Origin of the sequence: Shewanella hafniensis (assembly GCF_019655335.1) — a bacterium.
Lineage (GTDB): Bacteria > Pseudomonadota > Gammaproteobacteria > Enterobacterales > Shewanellaceae > Shewanella > Shewanella hafniensis.
Map to the genome: position 1 here is coordinate 71,355 of NZ_BPFD01000001.1, position 21,005 is coordinate 92,359.

The following is a 21,005-nucleotide window of genomic DNA, read 5'->3' on the forward strand; positions in this document are numbered from 1 at the left end:
AAGGAGAGAACTCCCCTTCAGGGTTAAGTGGTTACTTTGCAGCTTGTGCTAACGCTGTTTGGTGCTGAACAACACTTGCTTGAACCGAATCAATTGCCGCTTTACCGGCTTGAATCGAACCTACGACAAGGGCAACAACCAATACCAAGCGAAAAAGTGAGGCTGATTTAGTCATGGAAGATCTCCAAAAAAAAGACGAGACCTTCCCCCTGACGGGAGAATAATCCCGCCAGGGTTAGTAAAATGAATGCGTGGCGCTAAGAAGCTAAAGGCTGTGTGAGCGCTTTGGCTGCTTGTTGTTGTGCATTAAATATTTCTTGTTTCGCAAACGTCAGTTCAACACCCTGAAAATGTTCATTGGCATATTCCAATGCACTATTCCAAGCGTTTGAAGCTTCCGCCCGCTCGATAAGCTTGTAAACAAGCCCTCGGGTTCGATCATCAACTTGCTCGGGTGGAATCACTGATGGCTCAACAACGTGTGTTGCTTGGCCTTCGATAATTCGCTCCGCTTCGTCTTGATCGAAAATTCCCACAAAGCCAAACGCAATGCGGGAACACTGGATCATGGATTTATGTCTTAGCATTCGCTTAGTGTGCGTCTGCCATGGACCATCTACACGGTAAGGGCCATTTTTGCCGTTACCTTCAAAAGGCGGTCGATAGACTTCATCCAGATACTCAGTGATTTTGACTGGGTGCGAACGGTCGCGCCGGTAGATGATGCATTCCATCCATTCCGGGCATTCTTTCGCACCATCCAGGGAGACTTTGTTTTCTGAAGTCTTAAACTCCATGCCATCAAACTGGTCGTGTTGATTGATGATGCGAGACCATCCATCGACACCTACCACTGGAATAATTCCAGCTTGTTTATCAGGGAACGCAAAAATCTCTTTGGTGAAAGGGTTCAAGCCGTACTGATCTGCAACCACCAAGAGCGCCATCATCTGCTCATTGGTCGGTGCACTACCGTCACGTTGCTTGAATGCTGTTGCTTTTAGGGTATCGAACAGTTTGTTTGGATCGACACTAAAGCGCTCAGCAAAGCGTTGGATTAGCTTTGGTTTTTCCATTGTGGACTCCGACAATCAAAGTGGGAGTCTGACCCTGACGGGAAAGTACTCCCGGCTGGGTTAAAGCGTTTTCGCTCGGTTAAAAATCTGGTTCAGGATATGTTTGTGCCCAATTACCTTGGGAGCCCGCATCATCTGCCGGTGATGGCTCGGATGCTTTGTTCACACTATCAAGAAGCAGAAACTCGTCCGCGTCCACTTCGGTCAATCGATGCTTAATCCCATCTTTCTCCCATGAGCGCGTGCGCTGAGGCCCTTGAACAAAAAGCTTCGCTCCTTTTTGGATCAAATCTTTTGCCCTTAGCCCTAACTTAAATCCACCACGATCTCGAAAAACGACCCGATGCCATTCTGTATGCTCTTTGAGCTCATTGGATTGACGGTCGCGCCATTTTTCAGAAGTGGCCAGTGAAATACTGGTCACTAAATCACCTGATGGATAGGCTCGCGTCTCTGGCTCAGAGCCAACGTAGCCTATGAGTGTTACTTGGTTTTTCATGATGTTCTCCTTGTCTTAGTTGAACTCTGTGCACACAGTCGCTTCTGCCCGGCTGGGCAAAGAAGACTGACGACGCAGATAGGTTGGTATTTCGAGTAAAGCCATGTCGTACGGATGTGGCTCTTTGTAAAACGCAGGTGTCAAACGGGGCATACCAGGAGCTTTAGGCACCGCCATTGGACGACGTTTTGGTGTTGGTGTGAGCAATCGCTTGATTTGAGTAAGTACAAATCGAAACGGGCGCAAGCATTGACCAGCAAGCAATCGCAAAAGCGACCAGCTCAGTTTTGCAAGCAACATAATGCCTGCGATTTGGATAATAAATCCGAAGATATATTCCATTGGTGACTCCTTATGTTGGTTTTGAAGGAGTCACCCCCAACTGGGGAAAACTCCCCCAGTTGGGTGGTGAAAAGGCGAACCGTAAGGAACGCATGGTTGAGCATGTAAAAACATGCAGGCTATTTGTTTAAGGAGGCTAGCTACCTCTTATTACCACTGATAATACTCAGCGGCGGGCTTCCTTTGAGCTCATGCTCTCAGGCGTAGATATCACTGAAACAGATCAGCAATATTTGATAGTCAGTGTAACCGTCTTATCCAGACAGGATAGTTAGAAAGATGCTCAATTCTTCCACCTAGCTGAAAGGCCATTACCTCACAGAGGATTAGGCTAGGGACTGATTATTGTCATATCAGGAGCAAACTTATGGCCCAAGCAAAAACCAATTACTCAAAACCCATCTTTGAACAATCATTCACAATTAATAGCTTACAGGCGCAACGTGTCGTTGACCGTGTTTTTAGACGGACGGTCAGTGCGCTTTACGGAATCGATGTCATCCTGCGCATCATTGGCGATGAGAACGAAATTGATGAAGTGGAACAGATCATTAGCCAGTTGATCGAGGATTGCGCTAAAGCGGTAGACAACGAACAAGCTCGTTTGGACAAACTGATGGAGTCCAACGGCATCGATGAAGTACCTGACTACACCGACCCGATTACCTTCAACGCCAAAATCAGCTCGCCTCAGGTTGGCCAGTTTGTCGGCTTAGTTCGCAAACTCGATGCGTTGATGATCTCAATGGACACACTCTGGTTGTCTAGCGTGCTTAGCAACAAACAACGTGTTGATGGCAACTACGCATGGCAACAGCGAATTATCAAACTTGCACGACGCATTATTGATATCGAAATTCGAGCACGAAAATCAGCCCAAGCTAAGGGTAAAGAAGCAGAAGTTGAGCAAGCGGTGCCTTCAACCGATGACGATATCACTGAAGAGGAAACAGATAACCCCGCCAACTAGGAAAATAGCCCCTAATGAAGGGGCTTTAATTATACAGTAGGTTTTAGCACTTTTTTTGTCGAAGAATTTTATAAGCTATAAATTCTCTTAGTTGCTGCGCTTATAGCCTCGGTTCATCTATCAAGCCTTTTACTAAGGAAACAGTTGCAACAAGCAGAACAATGGTAAAAGGTAGGCCTGTGGTCACGGCCATTGCTTGAGCTGCTGCTAAACCACCACCAAGCATTAACGCAATCGCAACTAAGCCTTCAAACGTACACCAGAATACGCGTTGAGGCGTTGGCGCATCGACCTTACCGCCCGCGGCAATAGTATCAATAACCAGTGAACCAGAGTCGGAAGAGGTAATGAAGAATACCACCACCAAAATAATGCCGACAAAAGATGTAATTTCAGCTAGCGGCATCACATCTAACATGGCAAATAGTTTTAATGGTAATTCTGCCTTGAACACAGCTTCATAACCATCGCTCACGTATTGGCTTATAGCGTTACCACCAAAAGCGGTCATCCATAACACACAAACAGAGGAAGGGATAAGGGTAACGCAAATAATGAACTCACGAACTGAACGACCACGAGATACACGCGCAATGAACATACCGACAAATGGTGACCAAGAAATCCACCACGCCCAGTAGAATGCTGTCCAACCTTGAGAATAGTTTACGTCTTCTCGTCCAAATGGCATTGATAGGGCAGGAATATTAGCCACATATGACACTATATTTTCGAAGAAGCCAGTTAAAATCGCGATCGTCGGGCCGACAATAATAACGAAAAGCAGTAAAAGCGCAGCGAGCCCCATGTTGATCTCAGATAAGATTTTCACACCTTTGTCTAGTCCCGCAACAACTGAGATTAAAGCAAGTGCGGTGATGCCAATAATCAATAGTACCTGCGTAGTATTCGTCATTGGAACATCAAACAGGAAGTTCAAACCCGTTGCGGCTTGAGACGCACCGTAACCTAGAGACGTTGCCAGACCAAAAACTGTCGCTACAACGGCAAGAATGTCGATAATGTGACCAGTCCAACCCCATACACGCTCACCAAACAGTGGGTAAAAAATGGATCGCATGGTAAGTGGTAAGCCTTTGTTAAACGAGAAAATCGCCAAACCAAGAGCCAATAGAGCATAGATTGACCACGGATGAAGCGCCCAGTGGTAAATCGTCGCCGCCATGCCTAGTGCAGATGCGGCACTTGCATCGCCTTCTGCACCACCTAGAGGGGCCCAGTCAGTACGAACACCGTTCTCAACGTTCACGCCACCAATAGCAGAACTAAAATGAGACATAGGTTCTGATACACCAAAGAACACCAGACCGATACCCATACCTGCTGCAAAGAGCATTGCCAGCCAACCCGCATAGGAATAATCTGGCGTCGCTTCAGTACCACCGATTCGCACGCGACCTAGCGGTGTAAAAATCAACCCAACACAGACAATGACAAAAATATTGCCAGATGCAAGAAAGAACCAATCCAAATGGTGTAACAAACCCGCTCTTAGATCTGCGAAAAACGGCTCTACCTGTTCTCGAAATAATAGTGTTACTACAACAAACAGGATGATTGCTAAACCAGAAATTGCAAAAACACGGTTATGAATATCAAGGCCAAACGGGCCTACTTTTAACGCGACGTTATCCTGACCAATTTGATAGTCAGTGTCTATCGCGTTTACCTTTCCATCGGGGCGTTGAATGCCACCGTTATTATCGGTGCTCACGGATAATCTCCTTAAAAATACGTGACCAAATTTAAATTACTTTCTTCGGAGTCTGAGTGATGAAACCTCCCATCACTACCAAACACATGTTCAAAAAACATAGTTCTTATAAGCGGTTACTCAGTCCGCCATCATAATCGCAAAGCCCCTACCTTTCATTGCATTTTATTGCCTTCATCATAAACAACGCTTATTGCCAAATCGAAGAGATTGGCATGTTTCGATTAAAATGATGTTGCAACTGTGCTTGAAACAGTTCAGCAGTTGCCAGCGCATCGGTCAAAGCATGATGAGGTTGATAAGCAGGAAGGCGATACCTTTCACGAGCATGTCCCAGCCTGACAGAGCCTGGCTTCTTACCTTTTAACTTATTGAATAGGCCACTGCATTCACGGCGCTGTATCGCATGTTCAATGTCTAGCGTATCGACAACGGGAAACTGTATCCCCTCCCCAATACTATTTAGCAACGCGTTATTAAAAAACAGCCTTTCGATATTTTTATAATGAACAAGCACAACTTTGCCTGACAGCGCATCCAATATTTCCCCTAAAATGTGGGTTAATTGGGGCGCGTTTTTGACTTCAGAATCAGTGATGCCATGAATCACGACTGACTCTTCGTTTAACTCACGATTAGGATTAACAACCCAATGCGCAGAGCCACTACATTGAACACGATCAATAGTAAACGGCACAAGTCCAATCGTGAGAATTGCATCCTCTTCCGCATTCAAACCTGTCGTTTCAAAATCTACCGAGACAAACGGCACTTCCTCAATTGGTGTTTCCCCATTAACCATCGGTGTCGAGTAATAACGTTTGAGCCTCTCGTCTCTTACTTCTTTCGCGAGCTGTTTGAATAACGTTGACCACTCTGGCGTCCGAGACGTATCCAACAACGGCTGATCTTTTGCTGCCTTTTTTGAGAACCACATTATTTGCTACTTCTCTGGTATCGGAACTTGATGAAGCTCTGTGCATCACTAAGGATTTGGAAAGCAGCTTTTAAGTTTCGGCGCTCAAACTCTGACATGTTCTCTGGCTCAATGTTATTATCTGGTTCATCTCCATTTTCGATATCGAGTGCTTGATGACGAATTCGAACCATGTAGATCAATTCCATTGCATCCCTCAAGTCCATTCCTCGCCCTTTAGGTAAGATGCCCGCATCATTGATATCGTCTAAACGGTCGAACGAGTTTTGCGAACGGGAACCAATTGCCAATGAATGTACTCGAATCAAATCTGCCAATGGCGCAGTACCTCTTCTTTTCAAGTTAATAGAATTGCGGTGACGACCATCTTTTTCCATAACAAAATCTTTGAAGAAGCCCAATGGCGGTGTACGACGTATCGCGTTGTAAGCCATACATGCAAGGAAGCGGTTATTTCTTTTCGCTCTTCTCGCAATAAAGCTGCTTAATTGCTCCGCCCATTTCACTCGCCCATGAACACCGAGGAGATCAAAAAAGATATTACTATTTAACAACCTCTCAGGGGTTGGATTGTCTATCCAGTTTCCAAAGCATTCTTCCCATTCTGCACGAGTTTTTCGCCATTCTGGGTTGGTAGCCATAATATCTCCAGTACAGTAAGCATAGCCGCATGCTGCTAAACCATCACAAACAAATTTGGCAAACTTTTCAAAGTACTCCCCGTGCATCTCAACATCATAACTGTTGTCGAGAATAAGGGCGTTGTCTTGGTCCGTTACAATTAACTGTTCATCCCTGGCCATCGATCCCATCGCGACCAAACAATACGGAATTGGCGCAGGGCCAAGCTCTTGCTCTGCTAATTCAGCCAAACGCTGTTTAAAGCTACTACCAATGACCGACATGGCTCGACCAATCATATGAGCGTTGGCATCTTCATTCACCATTCGTACAAAGCAGTCTTTCACTTGTTCAGAAACTTGTTTGAGATCTTCAACGCTGGTTTGTTGGAAGATAGAGCTAACGAGCAGCAAGCTGTTTTGAGATTCATAACGGACAATATCCGTCATGCCAATAATTCCTATCGGCTTTTTATCTTTTAAAATTGGGAGATGGTGCACGTTGTAGCGCAACATGGTTAACATGGCTTCAAAGACATAAGCGTTGTAATCCAGAGACACCACGTCATAACTCATGACCTCACTCACTGGGATATTGGTATCAATACCCTGAGCTAATACGCGAATGCATAGATCGCGATCAGTCAATATTCCAAGTAGTTGTTCATCATCTTCTTCTGTGAGTTCTTCTGCTGGGCGAACAATAAGCAAAGAGGTGACATTTTCCTCCGCCATCAGTATCGCGGCTTCTTGAATCGATGCCGTCGCCTCCAACGTTACCGGATCTCTCGCTAAGATCTTACGTGCCTTGGCAGTGGTAAAGTCATTTCTTTCTGAGCGGCTGGATATTGCGCTTCGCAAACGCGCGCTGTCTTCCAGTTCCATATAGTCAGCAAAGTTTTCAAACTCATCACAAAGCTCGTTGAAAATATCCTCCGGAATACAGTAAACCAAGGTGTCTTCTATCGCTTTGGCAGGCATACGCACACGGTTGTTCATTAACAACCCCATCTGTCCAAACAGTCCACCAGCGTCAATCCTGTTATAGAGTTCGCCTTTACGTCGGTAGATCTCCACAGCGCCGCTTCTCACCATATATAAGTCGCGGATCATGTCTCCAAAATTGAGTATTTCTGTGCCTTGCCGAAAGTATGCAACCTCTGCATTTAGAGCGATCTTTTTTAACTGCTCTTCGGGTAGATCATCGAAAGGTGGATACTGGCTAATGAATTTTAACACTTCTAACTGTTCAGATTGCATTAAATATCCCTTGGGTTAAACAGCCCGTCAATACATGCTATAAATGTAAACTGTAGTGAATTATTGTTTTGCGTAACAAAGCCAAACTCACAGCACTTTCCAACACAGCGCCTCACTTTCTGGCATGGCGGCTGAAAATAAATAACCTTGCCCAATATCACAATCCAATTCTTGAAGTATTTTCCTCTGGTTTTCGGTTTCAACCCCTTCAGCTATCACTTTCATGCCAAGTGCATGCCCTAAATCAATTGCAGCCGTTACAATAGCTTTTACATTTTTGTCATTGTCTAGCTGGCTGATAAAAGCGCGGTCAATTTTTAGAGCCGTTGCGGGAAGACGATTGAGATAGGCCAATGAGGAATAGCCAGTACCAAAATCATCAATAGATATCACCACAGGAATATCAGCTAACTCTTGCAGAACCTTTATCGCTTTTTCTGGATTTTTCATAATTTCAGATTCTGTGATTTCTAACTCTAATACTGATGAGGCTAGTGTATATTTTTTAAGGAGTGATTTTACTTTGTCAGCAAAGCCATCATCGGATAAGTTATGACTGGAAACATTGACAGCAATAAAGCAATCAGGCTTATCAGAAGACCATTTCTTTAATGTTTTTAATGCAAAGTCGATGGCCCAATAGGTGAAATCATGAATTATTTCTGTATTTTCAATCAGCGGGATAAATTCCGCTGGAGATAAAACACCAAGCTTAGTATCACGCCAACGAGCGAGGGCTTCAAATCCCACTACTTTATTGTTTTTAAGATCGATTTTTGGCTGGTAATGTAAGGTTAACTCACCCGATGCCATTGCCGTTCGCACACTCCCCAAAATAGCTAATGCCGTTCGCTTTTCACAGCGCATCTCTGCACTAAACTCAACTAGCTGTCTGTCATTCTCAATGGCATAAAGCAAAGCGGACTCTGCTTCATTAATAATTGTTCGCTTACCACGAAGATTGGAGTCGATTGGCACATAGCCCACATGAGCTGAAAAGTGAATAGGAATGCCATTATATTTAACCGATTCAGCCAAAACACTTGCTAATTTGCGCTGTAAAACGTCAGTATTAGATTCAGGGTTGTGAAATAACACCGCTAACCGCTCACGATGATAATGATAGGCTTTTGCGCCAGGATAAAAAACATCTACAATGCGTTGCCACATAGTGACCAGCAATTCATCGGCTACATCATGATCAAATGTAATTGATATATCATGTAAGTTATCAATTGCTATCACAGCAAGCCCGTTTGGACTCTGCGCCATGTTTTTAGCATTGAGCTGATTATCTATCGCCTGCCAAAGGGCAAGCCTACTTGGTAATTTGGTGCCAGGATCATGGTTTAACAGGTAATTTATACGGCGCTCATAATGTGCTTGCACTTGCACAAAAAAGGCAACGAATCCACTAATAGCAATAAATATTATAAAGCGAAACCAGTAGCTTACTGTGACATCCTGCCCATAAGATAGCCCATAGAAAACTAAAAAAACCAATACACTGCTGATTATCATCCCGATTAGACCATATAGTAAGCTACCGATAACCAGAGGTACTAACAGCAGAGTTATCAAGGTACTATTATTCGACGGGTAACCATTAAGCCACAAATAAAGCGCTGTAAAGGCTAAACATAGCAGCGACAGCAGAACCAGTTGACGGCGATAATTTTGTAAAATTTTCATGTTTGGCACCCTAATATAATCCGTAAATGCCATGCTATTTATCCTGCCATAATATGACTTTGTTCCGACCGGTGTCTTTTGCCTTATATAAGGCCTCATCAGCCCTTTCAATCGCTTCGTCAGGATCTTCATCACATTCCAAGCTGGCAATCCCTATCGATACAGTTTGCGCAACAGAAATACCATCGTTGCTTAGAGGTAGCTTTGCTACCTCCTCACGTAATCTGTTCATAACACGCTCAGCTTGCTCTGTATCAGTGTTGGGTAATAAAACCAAAAACTCTTCGCCACCATAACGATAAACACTATCAAGAGGGCGAATATGTTTTTCAAAACAATCCGCTAATTCTTCTAGTACATAATCGCCAAAGTTATGGCCATAAGTATCATTTACTTCTTTAAAGTGATCAGCATCAATTATAGCAAGACTCAACATTTCTCCACTTCGTGAAGATTGAGCTTGCAGTTTTTTTACAGTACGCTCAAAAGCGGCTCGATTTAATAAACCGGTTAACTCATCTACATCAGTTAAGGATGCCGTTAAACCTAGATCCAAACGATTTAACAAAACATCAAATTGTTTCATGATGACAATTAATTTGTGTATTGAATCCGTCTGAATGCGATCTGCTTTAAGTATTTCAATGACCATCTCACCTTGCTCAACAAGTTTCTTCTGCTGCTTCTCAATTTCTATAAATAAGCTATGAGTACTCACTTCATCGACAGCATTGGATTTCAATGTCGAAATTATCTCTAATGCACTGAGTAAATTCTTTATATCAGTTGTCGAAACATCGCCGGTACTATGAGAAAAACAAAATAACTTATAAAAAAAATCAAGCCTGCAAGCATGATATTTCGCTACTGTCTTTTTGTAAGCATAATGAAAGTTTTGCAACTTATCTACGTCTTCTTCTCGGAATAGCGCTTTTTCGGGCATTCGTCATCCTCACTTTTAATCAAAAGTAATCGTTAATCGCTTTACCGCGAATTCAATTGACCAACATAGTTACCAGGCTTAATCAAGCGCAGCAGAACCAAAGGCACTACAGTGACTTAAATCTGCTTGACTAACTGCTGATTGAACCGAGATATCGCGAAGCGCAGTCCTCAGCCCTTCTTCCAAAACAGGATGGTAGAACGACATAGCCAACATGTCATGTACTGTAAGCTCCCGGTAAATAGCTAATGCCAGTAAGTGAGCAAGGTGCTCTGCTGCCGGCGCGCACATTTCAGCCCCTAGAATGCGATAATTATCGCAATCAGCATAGATGCGCATCACACCCTGATTTATCTGCGCGGTAAGCGCACGGCCTTGTTTGCTAAAATCCACACAACCTACTAAACAGGATGCTGCCAGTTGGTTAAAACGCAGGCCAACAGCGGCTATACCCGGCTCAGAAAAAACAATCGCCAGCGGCGTGCGCCGCTTAAAACAGGTAAGACTGTCCGATACGGCATTAACGCCTGCAATATAACCTTCATCGGCTGCTTCATGCAGCAGACTGAGGTCAGCATTCACATCACCTGCAATAAACAGTGGCAGATCACCCAGTTGCATTGTATTGCGATCAAACTCAGGTATGCATCAGAAAAGCCAGATTTCATCTGTTCCCATGCACTCTCAGAACTGTTTTTAAAGCTTCCATACCACTCAGCAAGTTCATTTCGTTGCTTACGTAGCATTTTTAGGTTTACTCTGGCTTGCTCACGAGCTGCTTCAGACATGCTGTCCCAGTTCCTGTCAACACGACTTTCTAGGTCATCGATACGTCCATTCAGCTTTTCAAGCGCCACTTCTGCGTCTTTGATTGCTTGCTCACGTTGACTTGAGCTGTATTGCTTAAGCGTAGCCACAAGCTCTTTGGTAATGTACTAAAATCGTATATTAGAATCCCCCCCTTGAAACAAACAAATTATTTATCCTTTTTGATACCAAGAAGAAACCGTTGTTGATAATCATAGTAAACAAATACCTTACTTTCTATAAGAGTTAACAATTTTTAGATATGAGTATCAATTTTTCCTTGTTACCTCTTCCGTCGCCTCCTTGCGAAGTTTCTGAGCATCCATTCCGTTTAGCCGTTCAATGGCTCTGTCTGCGGCACTCTGACGATTTCCATCTACGTTTAGCGTACTTCCTGAGCCAGTGAGTCGTTCCAGATCCAGTGACGGTATTTCTGGTAGGTTGCCTGTTATCGATAAGATTCCAATCCATTCATCGAGATTGACTTGGCTCCAATCGACCTGGTTTAACTGACTCGCGGTCAAACCTTCACAGTTTGGTGACTTGGCACTGCCCCAGCCAAGGCCCAATTGAGGACGCACTTGTTCTTGAATGATCCGTGAAAGTGGCGAAGTAAAGCAGCAATATGATTGCCGTTTCTCAACACATGCACCTAAGAACTTAGACTTGCAGTAAGAACCTACATAGTGGCAACTCTTCAATACCCGCTTGGCGTTCATTTCAAACTCGCTCTGCTCACATTTCCAGATAAGCTGAATGAGGATCATGGTGACTGAATAAATCATGTAGGCCGTCATAACCGTACTTAGAACCGCGCCAGCAGCACCACCCAGCGCGAAGTTACCACCCGAAACAACCCCATCGGCTCCAACAGCGCCACCAACGTTACTAAACAGTGCCGATTGCGCCCCCGAACCAAAAGTCGTACCTACCCATTCAGCCGTTTTGTTGGTCAACACCTGCATGAAGCCAGTCGCAGCTTGCTCCGCTCCCGCGCCAGCAGCCGTTGATGGTCCAGCCCCCATGAGAGAGTCCCATGCAGACACAAAAGGCTCTTTAACCGCACTCCAGGTACTCGTGATTGGCTCCCTAAGCGTATTCCACGAACCATAGATAGCTGACGACGGATTCATGGCCATGACTGCCGTATCAAGCTTGTTAACCGCCACTATCATCGTGATGTAATCCGATAACGACACGCCACTTGGCTTTTCACAGCAATCCACTATGCCACCAACGGCTTTTTTGCACTGGCCAGCATTACCTTTAAAGACCGTACACTCGACGTTATCTTGGCCATCAGCTCCCGTGCATGACATATCATTGGCCATAAACTGCGCCGCATTAAGCATCGCAGCAGCTTCTGCAAAGTTAGCCTGCTTGATTGACTCTGGCTCTAAACAATCTGTGCCCATGCAGCGAACTGGCCCCTCACAGTTGTATTGAGTTTCCATTCGTGCATTTTGCACTTCAACGCTTTGTCCACAGTCATACACCAAACTTTGGATATAGCAGAAGCCTTCATGACCAGCCCCGCCTTCAGTGCATTCGGTTCTGACGTACTGGCAGGCTGGGTTTTGCTCTAGCGCGGAACACGTATTGGTGGTCGTGTTTTGTCCGTTATTGACGATGGTTTGTGTATTACCATTGGCATCTACCCAGCTGTCTGAGCTGCCCATGTTAAACTCTGGATGAGCAGTCGAAGCATTGTAGGTCGCTCTTGCCCTCCAGCATGAGAGCCCTAGTCCATCAGAACTGCCGCGACTGGTTAAATGAGCAGGAGACGAAACAACCGCCGGATAAAGACTTCCAAGATTCGCCAACTCGCCACTACCAACCGTTAACCCTTCGATTCGTTTTGTGCCCGTATCCAAACACTGCCACTGCACCGCAGTAAACTGATCCGTTTGCATCAAGCATTGGTCTATGCCCGGATCACTTGATTGATGAACAACGTCTTGCTCTAAGTATTTGCCAGAGAAGGTCAAGGAAGCACTCAGTTTCGCAGGAGCCAAACACTTCTGAACTTCTCGGCTGCAAGTATCGAAATCGACTTTGTTCCAGCCGGACTCACATCTGGAACGCGTGACTTCCTGCGGTTCATGCCACGAAATAATCGACCCATTAACGACCTTGCACAATGAGCCAACCAAGGTTCCTTTTGGACACGTCATTTCAGGGTATTTAATCGACGGTTTCGTCTCAGTCACTGTTTCCTTATTGCCCGTCAGTGAGAGTGTCGTTTTCCAACCATTTGCCTTGGATGGCGACTCGGTGATTTTTATCTCAGTATTTTGATTATCAAAAATCCTCAGCGTCGCGTTTCCAGTTTGCATAGTACTGCTGTGCTGTGGAACAAAACTGAGCGTTTCAGAGCTAAAGCAACCGCGTTTGATGGACCAACTTTGTTGATGGGTTTCAGCGGATACACGTCGCTCTAACTGACACTGAGTAAGCGTGCTGATCTTTTCGCACACCTGGTAATCCGGTACATGCTTGGTTTCAGTGAATGGCGTAATCGTCTGAGTAGGCTCACAGGCCTCAAAACTACTTGGCATAAGGTTGGATACCACACACTTTGGATCGCTGGTTTGCAATCCACAGTCATAGGTATCGGTAAAACGAATGCATTCGCCTTTATCATTGGTTTCGGCACATTCTGACGACATGAATCCACAGGAAGGATTCGCTTCAAGCACTTGGCAGGCCTGATTTTCAATCCCCTTATAGCTTTCATCATCCACACTGACTTGTACACGCCGACACAAAGGCGATATGCCAGCCACTGGGCTTGGGGCAAAGTAGGATTCACAAACTGAAACACCATTGACCACCGTACATCCGTTGGTTGAAGACGGCTGATCCGTGCATTGAATGCTGTAGTCTGAAAACTTAGCCGGGATATCCGCTGCTTGTTCGATACAGGATTGTGGCGACCAACTATCATTCATCACCACCTTGGTTGGATCAAAGCGCACCTTGATGCGTGCATACCCCTCACCACTACCCGTAACCGATACGCGAATTTTTACCGGCACTTCTAAACCGGGCTCTACCGCTTTTAGCTTGGCAGTGAGATCGGTATTTGGATTGCGCGCCCAACTGGTACTGAGCTCGCAGCGGCCAGCCGTTTCTGGTGGAAAGTTATTGTTCGGCCCAGACCAGACTTTCTGATCGCCAAGCCACACTTGCATGTAGTCATCCCATTTGGCGTACTCAAGAACGGCTGAGGTAATCGCATCGGGGTTCACGACTTTGAGTGTGATGGCCTGTTCAAACACTTTACAACGGCCACTCCAGTAGTTGTCGCCAATACGTCCTATCCAAACTTCAAGACACCCTTCACCACAAGAGCGAAGGTTCATCGGCCCTGAAACATGCTCAATGATGCCTGCCGTGTAATCGTGAGTAATCGTGCAGCTGTTAACCGCTGTATTGAGCCTGTCACATTGCTGGTAATTGGGGCTGCCTTCACCTTGAGACTCACAGCCGGGGAAGCTTTGCGTTAATAGATTGGGGTCAGTTTGAACCGCATCAGTTAATGCCCAAAGCGGATCATTGACCATATCTGGCCGAGACCTGTCTTTGATTTGCTGTAGCGAGCGAAACGCCTCACCCGTAGCGCCACTTTCGGATGCAATGCTCTCTTGGCGCTGTGTCCCCAATTGATTCATACTGGCATCAGAGCCATAAACGCCCGTTAAGACATCCAATGAGCCCTGATCCATACCAGGGAAAAGCTCTTGCAAGTTAATCGTCTCATTACCACTGCCACTCGGCACCAACAATGTATTGCCGTTAAGTGCGGGCATCGTCCAATTTTGCAGTAATTGCTTACCTTCTTGTTGTCCGCTTAGGCCGGATTGGCGCTGCACATCAGCGGCCACACCATGTAAGGGCAAGCACGCCATAGTGATTGATAAAACACCCGCTAACACTCGGGTAAAAAGTGTTGGTTTCATGGTTAACCTCCCGAGTTACAGCAGTCTTGCCAGCGCCACAAAATGTAGAGCGCATCTTCACCGGCACCGGGGATCGTTCGCCACTCTCCCCATTTCATGGTGCTTTCACCGATGACATGCGCACTTTCAGTTTCTGGTACAGGGAAGAACATACTCATCTTGTATTGGGATTTCGGCAGCATGGGTTCGATAACAGGTCGGCATAGCGCACTGTTCCCCATTGTTCGTCTAGCAAGACCACGCCTGTGTTGAGCCGCGATTGCACGCGCCGCTAAATGGCTGGTGTTTTCTGCTAATGAGCCAAACGCTAAGGTGTGGCCAGATAACGGGTAGAGATGGCCCCAACTGCCAGCACACCAAAACAACTGGTCGATGGGTTTACCAAGCGTTGATGAAGCAGCGTCAGCGGTACAAGCAGATATAGCCAATGGATTGGCAACGGCAGCCGCTTCAGGCTGAGTAAAAAAGGCCAGTTCATCGTTCAGCCATGTTGGGTCCAATTCCGACAAATACATCAAGTCAAAGTCCATGTAACCATCGGCATTGCAATTGCCATCCATGAACAAATCGAGCATGACCAAAAGCGGAAAGGCGTAATAATGGTAATGGTAGAAAGCAAGATCACCGGTGTCGTATTCACCCTCGCCATGACCACCTTGCAGTCGTCTATCACCTAACGGTAAACGAATCCCTCCCAGGGAAGGCGAACAACCCGGCGTTCTGACCAGTTCAATCAGACGCGCTGGCTCCCACATGCTGGTAACAATACCTGGCCTTGGCACACCTAAGTTGTCTTCACATAAGCAAAACGACTTGTTTGATGCGCCGCTTGGGACATTGCCAGAGCCAAGAGGAAGACCGGCAACCCGGATAGGAAAAATGCATGACCAGCAAACATCCGTCAGCAACTTACCCGACAATAAACCCGCGTCTGGGCAGGTCAGTTCGGCTTTTGCAGGAATAGATGCGCCAAGGACAAACATGACAACGAGAGTCCGCAACAGACGATACGTATTATTGAGCTTTTTCATGAACAAGCTCCTTTGCTGGAATTTCTTCTATTTCAAACGCGAGCCCCTTTGCTTGAACAAACGATGGGGTGACTTGCAGATCAAAGCGCTGCTTTAGCGAGGCATTGAGAAGGTAAACCGGACTGTCCAATGTCTTTTCTATCGCATTGAGGCGATTCCAACCTTGAGTACGGTCGAGCTGCGTGGTGATAAGCGTAATGCGGCGCAGTGTCCTATCTTGCGTCTCAAGCCAATGCGCAACTGCGTCCACTTCTTCAGCGTTCGACGCATTAAACACCACAAGCTGCTGAGTAAACGGCAAGGCTTTTAGCGGGTTAATACGCGTTCCTGCTGGGATCAATGTTCGGCCATTGGCATCCAATAGTGGCCGCTGCATGACGATGGTTGGATCAACCATTCTTATCCGATACTGCGTGGCTTTGGGTAACTCAGTAAATGTTTGGCGAGACCAGAAACGCTCAATGGCTTTTTTCTTTAATGCGCCCAGGTCAATCGACTGTAAACGCTGCATCGCTACTTGCATCAAATCCGGTTCTAAAATGGAATGAATAGGACCGCGTTGACCCAATGAACCGGTATTGCCTGTTTCAATTTGACGCTGCAACCAGTCCTTGCTGTAAACCCCTAGTGCACTTGCAGTCACCTTGTCATCTTCTATGCGGAAAATGGCAGGCACGCTAGTCACCCGCCAGTGCACAAAGGCTTTCGGATCGATTCGAACCTGAGGAACAGGATCAAGCCCCGTCATCAGGGTAAGCCAATCACGGATAGCCGCCCCCAAGGTCTTTCCTTCAGGAATTCCCCGAAACAACACAATAGCGCCGGTAGCACTGGCCTCTTTAAATAGCTGCTTTAGTGAGGAATCCCCCAGTGAGGACGACGCAAATATCAACCATTCATCGTTGTGTTTGAGCGACGCAGGTTGTTCAACCGGTGCAAAAGGCTCTATAAATTCAGATGAACCATCCACAGCACTTTGTAAAATGCTGCGGCTCATTTCGACGATCTTTTTGTCCTCGTCAGACAACGGATAAGGCTCTTGTGCCCAGGACACTTGCACCCAAGCCAATGGAGCAACCAACAAAAATAAGAGGCATAGTCTTCTCATCATCCACCTCCTACCAAAGCGGCCAAGCGCGACCGACAATCTGCTCGCGCTTAACGGCATTCCAATAACGGGAGTCGAAACTCGTTGCGGCCTCACCGGAAAACCAATACTCGTTTTCTTGCAGCGTCAATGAGCGGCTAAATTCTGTTTCAGCCACACCAAGACGCTGGGCTAATGCCATGCCGGTAGAGACTTCAGCACCATTCACCAGCACATGCTCAGGCGTCACCTTGACTTCATCCCCAGGCATCCCTGTTAGGCGTTTAAGCATCCGAGTACCGTCGTTATATAACGGAGCGAGTCCTTTTGAGAGGAAGGCATACAAACCATCCTTAACGAGCTCTTTATTCCATAGGTCAATCAGGTACACCGTGGTATCAGGCAAGCAGCGCTCTTGCTGGGTATCAATACCTATTCGGTAGCGCATCATGGCATAGGTGCCTACCAAGGCCATGATTAACGCGAGAGCGGTCAACCGGATGAGATATGGCCGCCAAGGCATTCTTTTACGGAGTATCTGCATGAGACACCTCCTTTGAGCCTACTGGCACAAATACAGAATCATCAGCACCCACCACCGCTTGGGCATCCAGCACGATAAAACCGGCTGCTTTTAGCTTTTCAATTTGCTGATTGGTCTGAAGCAATCTGGATTCGATGTCTTGTTCGCTTGCATTGGGGCCCAGTGACAACACCGCCTCCCCAAAATCCACGACTGCAATGGGCGTACTTAACGCCAACTGGCTGTGGATGGGTTCGAGTGTTTTCATTAAGAGCCAGCTGGTCATTAAACCGCTGCCTGCAATAGACAAAGTAATAGAAGCCATAAATGGCCAAAGCGTGGACTTATTCATAGCCTCGCTCCTTTAACAACTGGGAGATGGCATCGGCAACAGAAAGGCCTTTGCGCGTTAACTGCTTAATCGCGTTTACATCTTCTGCACGGGACGAGTACAACAGCTTGTGAAACGGATCGACGATGAGGCGGCCAATCCCGGTGCCCATTTCGGTAATAAAGAAAATTTCGGAATAGACACCCGTGACGGTATGAACCGTTTTCAGGTATTCATAACCGCCTTCACCTAGTGGCAAGCGGCCTTCTTTTTTGAGCGCGTTGATGGTTTCAGCTTTTTGGCCAAGCAGGTACATATTGGCTGAGTTTTCAGCGATGGCTTTACCTGTAGGGCTGTCATACAAATCGTTGACCGATTGCGTTACCGTTACAGCACTGCCGCCATATTTTCGAAATCGACGGTAACCTGTTTCGATGAACTTACCGACATCACCTTGAGTCAGCAGATCCCAAGCTTCGTCAATGAACACAATCTTGCGACGATCACGCTCACCTAAGTACATCTCTTGTTGGATTTGGTAGATAAGCTGAAGCAACACCACTTGTTGCAGGTGCTTGCGCCCCTTGAGCTCTTCTAACTCCAGAACGGTGAAACGGTTTTTGAAGCGAATATTGTTGTGGCCATTAAAGAAGCGGCCATATTCGCCCTGTGTCGTAAACGGATAGAGCTGCTCACCCACGTCCTGCACACGTCGGTCTTCATGATTTTTTAAAGCCGCTGCCACATCATCAACCAACATGGCACGACCTTTTTTCTCCCACAGTTCACGGGTCTGACGCTTTAGGTTGGCCATCTGAAAATCGGTTAATGACTGCGTTGGTGCGGCCATTGCGGCCAATAACCCAACCAACACATCCGCTTCTTCGTCATAGTCCTCAACGATTTCAAACGGATTTAAGCAAATGCCACTGTCCCGCCCGAACTGTAAGAACTCACCGTCATAGACTTCACACAGCTTTTCATAAGAGCGGCCAACATCAATCACCCAGCATTGCCCGCCTTCAGATAAGTAGGAAGAGATGATTTCGTTTACCAGGAATGACTTACCCGATCCCGATTGCGCCGCGATGCAACAGTTGTAATTACTGCCCGAGTCATAAAGGGACACACTCATGATCTGGCCATTACGGGAAACAAAGTTAATCACTGGCGTGCCTGTACCTTTCCAATCCGCAAACAAAGGCAGCAAAGGGATCACATGCCGTGTCGCCATAGTCTTGAATCGAAACAAGTCGTTCATCGCCTGGCGATCAGCACCAAATGGCAAGGCATTCAGGAAAATAGGCAAACAGAAGTACTTGTCTTCCATCAGCTCAAATCCGAGTTCTTTGAAATAGGTTCGAGCATTTGAAACAGAGCTGATGGACGCATCTTCCGTTGGTGAAAACAGCGTTAAGGTCATATTTGCCCGAATAGGACGATCACCTTCTTGCAAGGCTTCAAAAAGAACATCAAATCCCTTTTTCTTGGCTGCAAGCACCGGCACAAACTTGAGCATCGGGCCGTAGGCCTGATTGACCGCCCATTGACGCTTCGTCTCTAAACGAGATCGCATCGCCTCAGCTGAGGGAAAGTGAATGCTGACATTCAGCAAAAAGCTTCCGCGTAAACCGCGACTGCCCGTCATCATATCGCCCGCAAAACTTGCGGCATGACCAAACCAGATCCGCTCAGGCAAGCGCTTAAACGATAAGGTTTTAATTCGGTAATCGCCCAGCATCAGACCTTGGCTATCCACCTTGATAGCTCGGTCATAATCCAACACTTGCTCTCGAAGTGGTTTATCTGCCTCACTGCGGATTGGTAATGGATTGCGCCAGGAAGCATCTTTTCCCCAGTTAAGCTGAGCACTTAATGCTGCGAGCCAATTTCGGTCGGTCATCTCAGTAACACGAAAACCAACCGTTGCCAGCGCTTGCGAGAAAGAAGCCCGAAGCGCGGATGCCCGACTCAACTCACGCTCCGTCGGTATAGGACTTTCCAAAGGCAATTTGCAGGTGACGATCAGTTGAAAGTTGCGTACCTGAGTTTGGGTTGATTCTTCTATCGGTCGAACCGTGCCCCCATCGAGGAAGTCCGCACGTTTGCGTATCGACGCCCTGAGCAATGGATCGGATTGACGATGGCGTAAGCCCATCATGCGCTGAAGGTCGGTTTGAATATCAGGCGAGGCGTACAGGCCAAATTGCAGCAAAGTGTCTTTTGGCCAGTCGTTGTTGAGTAGAACATTAACCCTGTCTGCAACAGACTCATCACCACCCGGCAATGGGTCACATAGAAAACCAAAGCCAACACTTTGGTCTTCCATGAAAAACAGTTGCTCATCGTCTGAATAGGCCAATACTGGCAATAGCTCTGAAGCGCGTTGCCCTGAATACAGAGAGGCTTTCATTAACGCCCCTCCAACCAAGCAGAAAGATCATAAGGACGGCCTCGGCTGATGCGACCATCATTGGCGACGATGAAAGGCACACCTTGAATGCCCAGGATTTGAGCCGTCACCAAGGTACGCTGCATTGGCTCTAAGTTGCAGGCATCATCCTGCTCTAAGTTACTAATTCGACCATTGAGCAATGCATCGGTGGCCGCTTTTTTGTCACGCGCACAGCCAAGCTGGCGAACCTGACGCTCTGAATCAGGACCAAGCACTGGCACAGGAAGTATTTGGAAGGTGTATTCTTTGGTTAGCGGTAAAGCTTGTTTCAAAAGCTCATGGCAGTGCGGGCATCGTGGATCAACAAAGACCACCACTTTCTTTTTGCCTTCGCCCAGCGTCAGTGGGTTCAAATCATCCATTTTTAAGCCAAGACGACTTAAGTCCAGCGTGTTTCCCGCTTCTCGAATTTCTTCAAGGCTGGTAAGCGGCTTTTTGGACCAGGCATCATAGAGCGTGCCATCAATGACAAACCGGCCACTGTCTGACATGAAAACAATACGGCCATTGCTTTCGACCGCTTTCATACCCGTGACAGGTAAAGAAACCATGCCGTCAATTTTGCCAACGGGCGACACTTCAGACACAGGTTCAGCTTGAACCAATGGAGACAGCGCAAGCGCCAGAATAATTGGAGATAGTTTTCGCATGAGGAGTCCTCGTTAATGTAAATCGAGGCTCCAGTCTATGCAGTTGTCCTATGTGGACTCGGTTAGATAGATTGAAGAATTGGAT

Annotated in this window: 19 protein-coding genes; 1 reads left to right on the forward strand and 18 read right to left on the reverse strand. The window is 46.6% G+C overall.

Going from position 1 to position 21,005, the window contains the following annotated elements:
• Positions 1–31: 31 nt before the first annotated feature.
• The 4 genes from K5Q99_RS00310 to K5Q99_RS00325 all read right to left on the reverse strand — a co-directional run bounded on the left by K5Q99_RS00310 (position 32) and on the right by K5Q99_RS00325 (position 1,917).
• A complete protein-coding gene (locus K5Q99_RS00310) occupies positions 32–175 on the reverse strand; it encodes a hypothetical protein (RefSeq protein WP_000167275.1) in 144 nt (47 codons plus the stop codon).
• An 82-nt stretch (positions 176–257) separates the two neighbouring features.
• On the reverse strand, positions 258–1,076 hold the full coding sequence (gene bet / locus K5Q99_RS00315) for a phage recombination protein Bet (RefSeq protein ID WP_000414662.1): 819 nt from the start codon (positions 1,074–1,076) through the stop codon (positions 258–260).
• A gap of 79 nt (positions 1,077–1,155) precedes the next feature.
• Complete coding sequence (locus K5Q99_RS00320) at positions 1,156–1,575, reverse strand: single-stranded DNA-binding protein (RefSeq protein WP_040132793.1); 420 nt, start codon at positions 1,573–1,575, stop codon at positions 1,156–1,158.
• A 15-nt stretch (positions 1,576–1,590) separates the two neighbouring features.
• On the reverse strand, positions 1,591–1,917 hold the full coding sequence (locus K5Q99_RS00325) for a plasmid-related protein (RefSeq protein ID WP_100267452.1): 327 nt from the start codon (positions 1,915–1,917) through the stop codon (positions 1,591–1,593).
• A gap of 367 nt (positions 1,918–2,284) precedes the next feature.
• Here K5Q99_RS00325 and K5Q99_RS00330 point away from each other — a divergent pair, with 367 nt between their 5' ends.
• Positions 2,285–2,887 carry a hypothetical protein gene (locus tag K5Q99_RS00330; RefSeq protein ID WP_106651321.1) on the forward strand — a complete coding sequence of 201 codons (603 nt, stop codon included), beginning with the start codon at positions 2,285–2,287 and terminating at the stop codon, positions 2,885–2,887.
• Positions 2,888–2,987: 100 nt separating this feature from the next.
• Here the strand turns inward: K5Q99_RS00330 and K5Q99_RS00335 are convergent, their stop codons facing one another.
• From K5Q99_RS00335 to K5Q99_RS00400, 14 genes are all read right to left on the reverse strand, one after another.
• On the reverse strand, positions 2,988–4,598 hold the full coding sequence (locus tag K5Q99_RS00335) for a BCCT family transporter (RefSeq protein WP_428848595.1): 1,611 nt from the start codon (positions 4,596–4,598) through the stop codon (positions 2,988–2,990).
• A gap of 214 nt (positions 4,599–4,812) precedes the next feature.
• Positions 4,813–5,559 carry a 3'-5' exonuclease gene (locus K5Q99_RS00340; RefSeq protein WP_001963920.1) on the reverse strand — a complete coding sequence of 249 codons (747 nt, stop codon included), beginning with the start codon at positions 5,557–5,559 and terminating at the stop codon, positions 4,813–4,815.
• Complete coding sequence (locus tag K5Q99_RS00345) at positions 5,559–7,439, reverse strand: DUF294 nucleotidyltransferase-like domain-containing protein (RefSeq protein ID WP_096070649.1); 1,881 nt, start codon at positions 7,437–7,439, stop codon at positions 5,559–5,561. The genes K5Q99_RS00340 and K5Q99_RS00345 overlap by 1 nt, the downstream gene beginning before the upstream one ends.
• Positions 7,440–7,526: 87 nt before the next feature.
• The gene (locus K5Q99_RS00350; RefSeq protein WP_172782670.1) at positions 7,527–9,131 is read right to left on the reverse strand and encodes a putative bifunctional diguanylate cyclase/phosphodiesterase; all 1,605 of its coding nucleotides are present in this window, start codon (positions 9,129–9,131) and stop codon (positions 7,527–7,529) included.
• Between the two features lie 34 nt (positions 9,132–9,165).
• Complete coding sequence (locus K5Q99_RS00355) at positions 9,166–10,074, reverse strand: GGDEF domain-containing protein (protein WP_106651323.1); 909 nt, start codon at positions 10,072–10,074, stop codon at positions 9,166–9,168.
• Positions 10,075–10,152: 78 nt separating this feature from the next.
• Entirely contained in the window at positions 10,153–10,695 is a 543-nt protein-coding gene (locus K5Q99_RS00360) for an oxidoreductase dimerization domain-containing protein (RefSeq protein ID WP_100267449.1), read from the reverse strand.
• Complete coding sequence (locus K5Q99_RS00365) at positions 10,653–10,991, reverse strand: sll1863 family stress response protein (RefSeq protein WP_001963909.1); 339 nt, start codon at positions 10,989–10,991, stop codon at positions 10,653–10,655. Before K5Q99_RS00365 ends, K5Q99_RS00360 begins: the two co-directional genes overlap by 43 nt.
• Positions 10,992–11,150: 159 nt before the next feature.
• Positions 11,151–14,843, reverse strand: a complete 3,693-nt coding sequence (gene traN, locus K5Q99_RS00370; RefSeq protein ID WP_172782669.1) for a conjugal transfer protein TraN — start codon at positions 14,841–14,843, stop codon at positions 11,151–11,153.
• A 2-nt stretch (positions 14,844–14,845) separates the two neighbouring features.
• On the reverse strand, positions 14,846–15,826 hold the full coding sequence (locus K5Q99_RS00375) for a TraU family protein (RefSeq protein ID WP_428848593.1): 981 nt from the start codon (positions 15,824–15,826) through the stop codon (positions 14,846–14,848).
• Positions 15,827–15,857: 31 nt separating this feature from the next.
• The gene (locus K5Q99_RS00380) at positions 15,858–16,985 is read right to left on the reverse strand and encodes a TrbC family F-type conjugative pilus assembly protein (RefSeq protein WP_428848592.1); all 1,128 of its coding nucleotides are present in this window, start codon (positions 16,983–16,985) and stop codon (positions 15,858–15,860) included.
• A gap of 7 nt (positions 16,986–16,992) precedes the next feature.
• Positions 16,993–17,505 (reverse strand): S26 family signal peptidase, encoded by a 513-nt coding sequence (locus tag K5Q99_RS00385; protein ID WP_198555520.1) that lies wholly within the window; start codon positions 17,503–17,505, stop codon positions 16,993–16,995.
• The gene (locus tag K5Q99_RS00390) at positions 17,489–17,836 is read right to left on the reverse strand and encodes a hypothetical protein (RefSeq protein WP_004249366.1); all 348 of its coding nucleotides are present in this window, start codon (positions 17,834–17,836) and stop codon (positions 17,489–17,491) included. The genes K5Q99_RS00385 and K5Q99_RS00390 overlap by 17 nt, the downstream gene beginning before the upstream one ends.
• Positions 17,829–20,228, reverse strand: a complete 2,400-nt coding sequence (traC, locus tag K5Q99_RS00395; RefSeq protein WP_106651326.1) for a type IV secretion system protein TraC — start codon at positions 20,226–20,228, stop codon at positions 17,829–17,831. The genes K5Q99_RS00390 and traC overlap by 8 nt, the downstream gene beginning before the upstream one ends.
• A complete protein-coding gene (locus tag K5Q99_RS00400; protein WP_031500474.1) occupies positions 20,228–20,920 on the reverse strand; it encodes a DsbC family protein in 693 nt (230 codons plus the stop codon). Before K5Q99_RS00400 ends, traC begins: the two co-directional genes overlap by 1 nt.
• Positions 20,921–21,005: the final 85 nt, after the last annotated feature.

Coding starts and splice junctions, on each gene's coding strand:
- K5Q99_RS00310 (WP_000167275.1), bottom strand. CDS start 175: ATGACTAAATCAGCCTCACTTTTTCGCTTGGTATTGGTTGTTGCCCTT.
- bet (WP_000414662.1), bottom strand. CDS start 1,076: ATGGAAAAACCAAAGCTAATCCAACGCTTTGCTGAGCGCTTTAGTGTC.
- K5Q99_RS00320 (WP_040132793.1), bottom strand. CDS start 1,575: ATGAAAAACCAAGTAACACTCATAGGCTACGTTGGCTCTGAGCCAGAG.
- K5Q99_RS00325 (WP_100267452.1), bottom strand. CDS start 1,917: ATGGAATATATCTTCGGATTTATTATCCAAATCGCAGGCATTATGTTG.
- K5Q99_RS00330 (WP_106651321.1), top strand. CDS start 2,285: ATGGCCCAAGCAAAAACCAATTACTCAAAACCCATCTTTGAACAATCA.
- K5Q99_RS00340 (WP_001963920.1), bottom strand. CDS start 5,559: ATGTGGTTCTCAAAAAAGGCAGCAAAAGATCAGCCGTTGTTGGATACG.
- K5Q99_RS00345 (WP_096070649.1), bottom strand. CDS start 7,439: ATGCAATCTGAACAGTTAGAAGTGTTAAAATTCATTAGCCAGTATCCA.
- K5Q99_RS00350 (WP_172782670.1), bottom strand. CDS start 9,131: ATGAAAATTTTACAAAATTATCGCCGTCAACTGGTTCTGCTGTCGCTG.
- K5Q99_RS00355 (WP_106651323.1), bottom strand. CDS start 10,074: ATGCCCGAAAAAGCGCTATTCCGAGAAGAAGACGTAGATAAGTTGCAA.
- K5Q99_RS00360 (WP_100267449.1), bottom strand. CDS start 10,695: ATGCAACTGGGTGATCTGCCACTGTTTATTGCAGGTGATGTGAATGCT.
- traN (WP_172782669.1), bottom strand. CDS start 14,843: ATGAAACCAACACTTTTTACCCGAGTGTTAGCGGGTGTTTTATCAATC.
- K5Q99_RS00375 (WP_428848593.1), bottom strand. CDS start 15,826: ATGTTTGTCCTTGGCGCATCTATTCCTGCAAAAGCCGAACTGACCTGC.
- K5Q99_RS00380 (WP_428848592.1), bottom strand. CDS start 16,985: ATGATGAGAAGACTATGCCTCTTATTTTTGTTGGTTGCTCCATTGGCT.
- K5Q99_RS00385 (WP_198555520.1), bottom strand. CDS start 17,505: ATGCAGATACTCCGTAAAAGAATGCCTTGGCGGCCATATCTCATCCGG.
- K5Q99_RS00390 (WP_004249366.1), bottom strand. CDS start 17,836: ATGAATAAGTCCACGCTTTGGCCATTTATGGCTTCTATTACTTTGTCT.
- traC (WP_106651326.1), bottom strand. CDS start 20,228: ATGAAAGCCTCTCTGTATTCAGGGCAACGCGCTTCAGAGCTATTGCCA.
- K5Q99_RS00400 (WP_031500474.1), bottom strand. CDS start 20,920: ATGCGAAAACTATCTCCAATTATTCTGGCGCTTGCGCTGTCTCCATTG.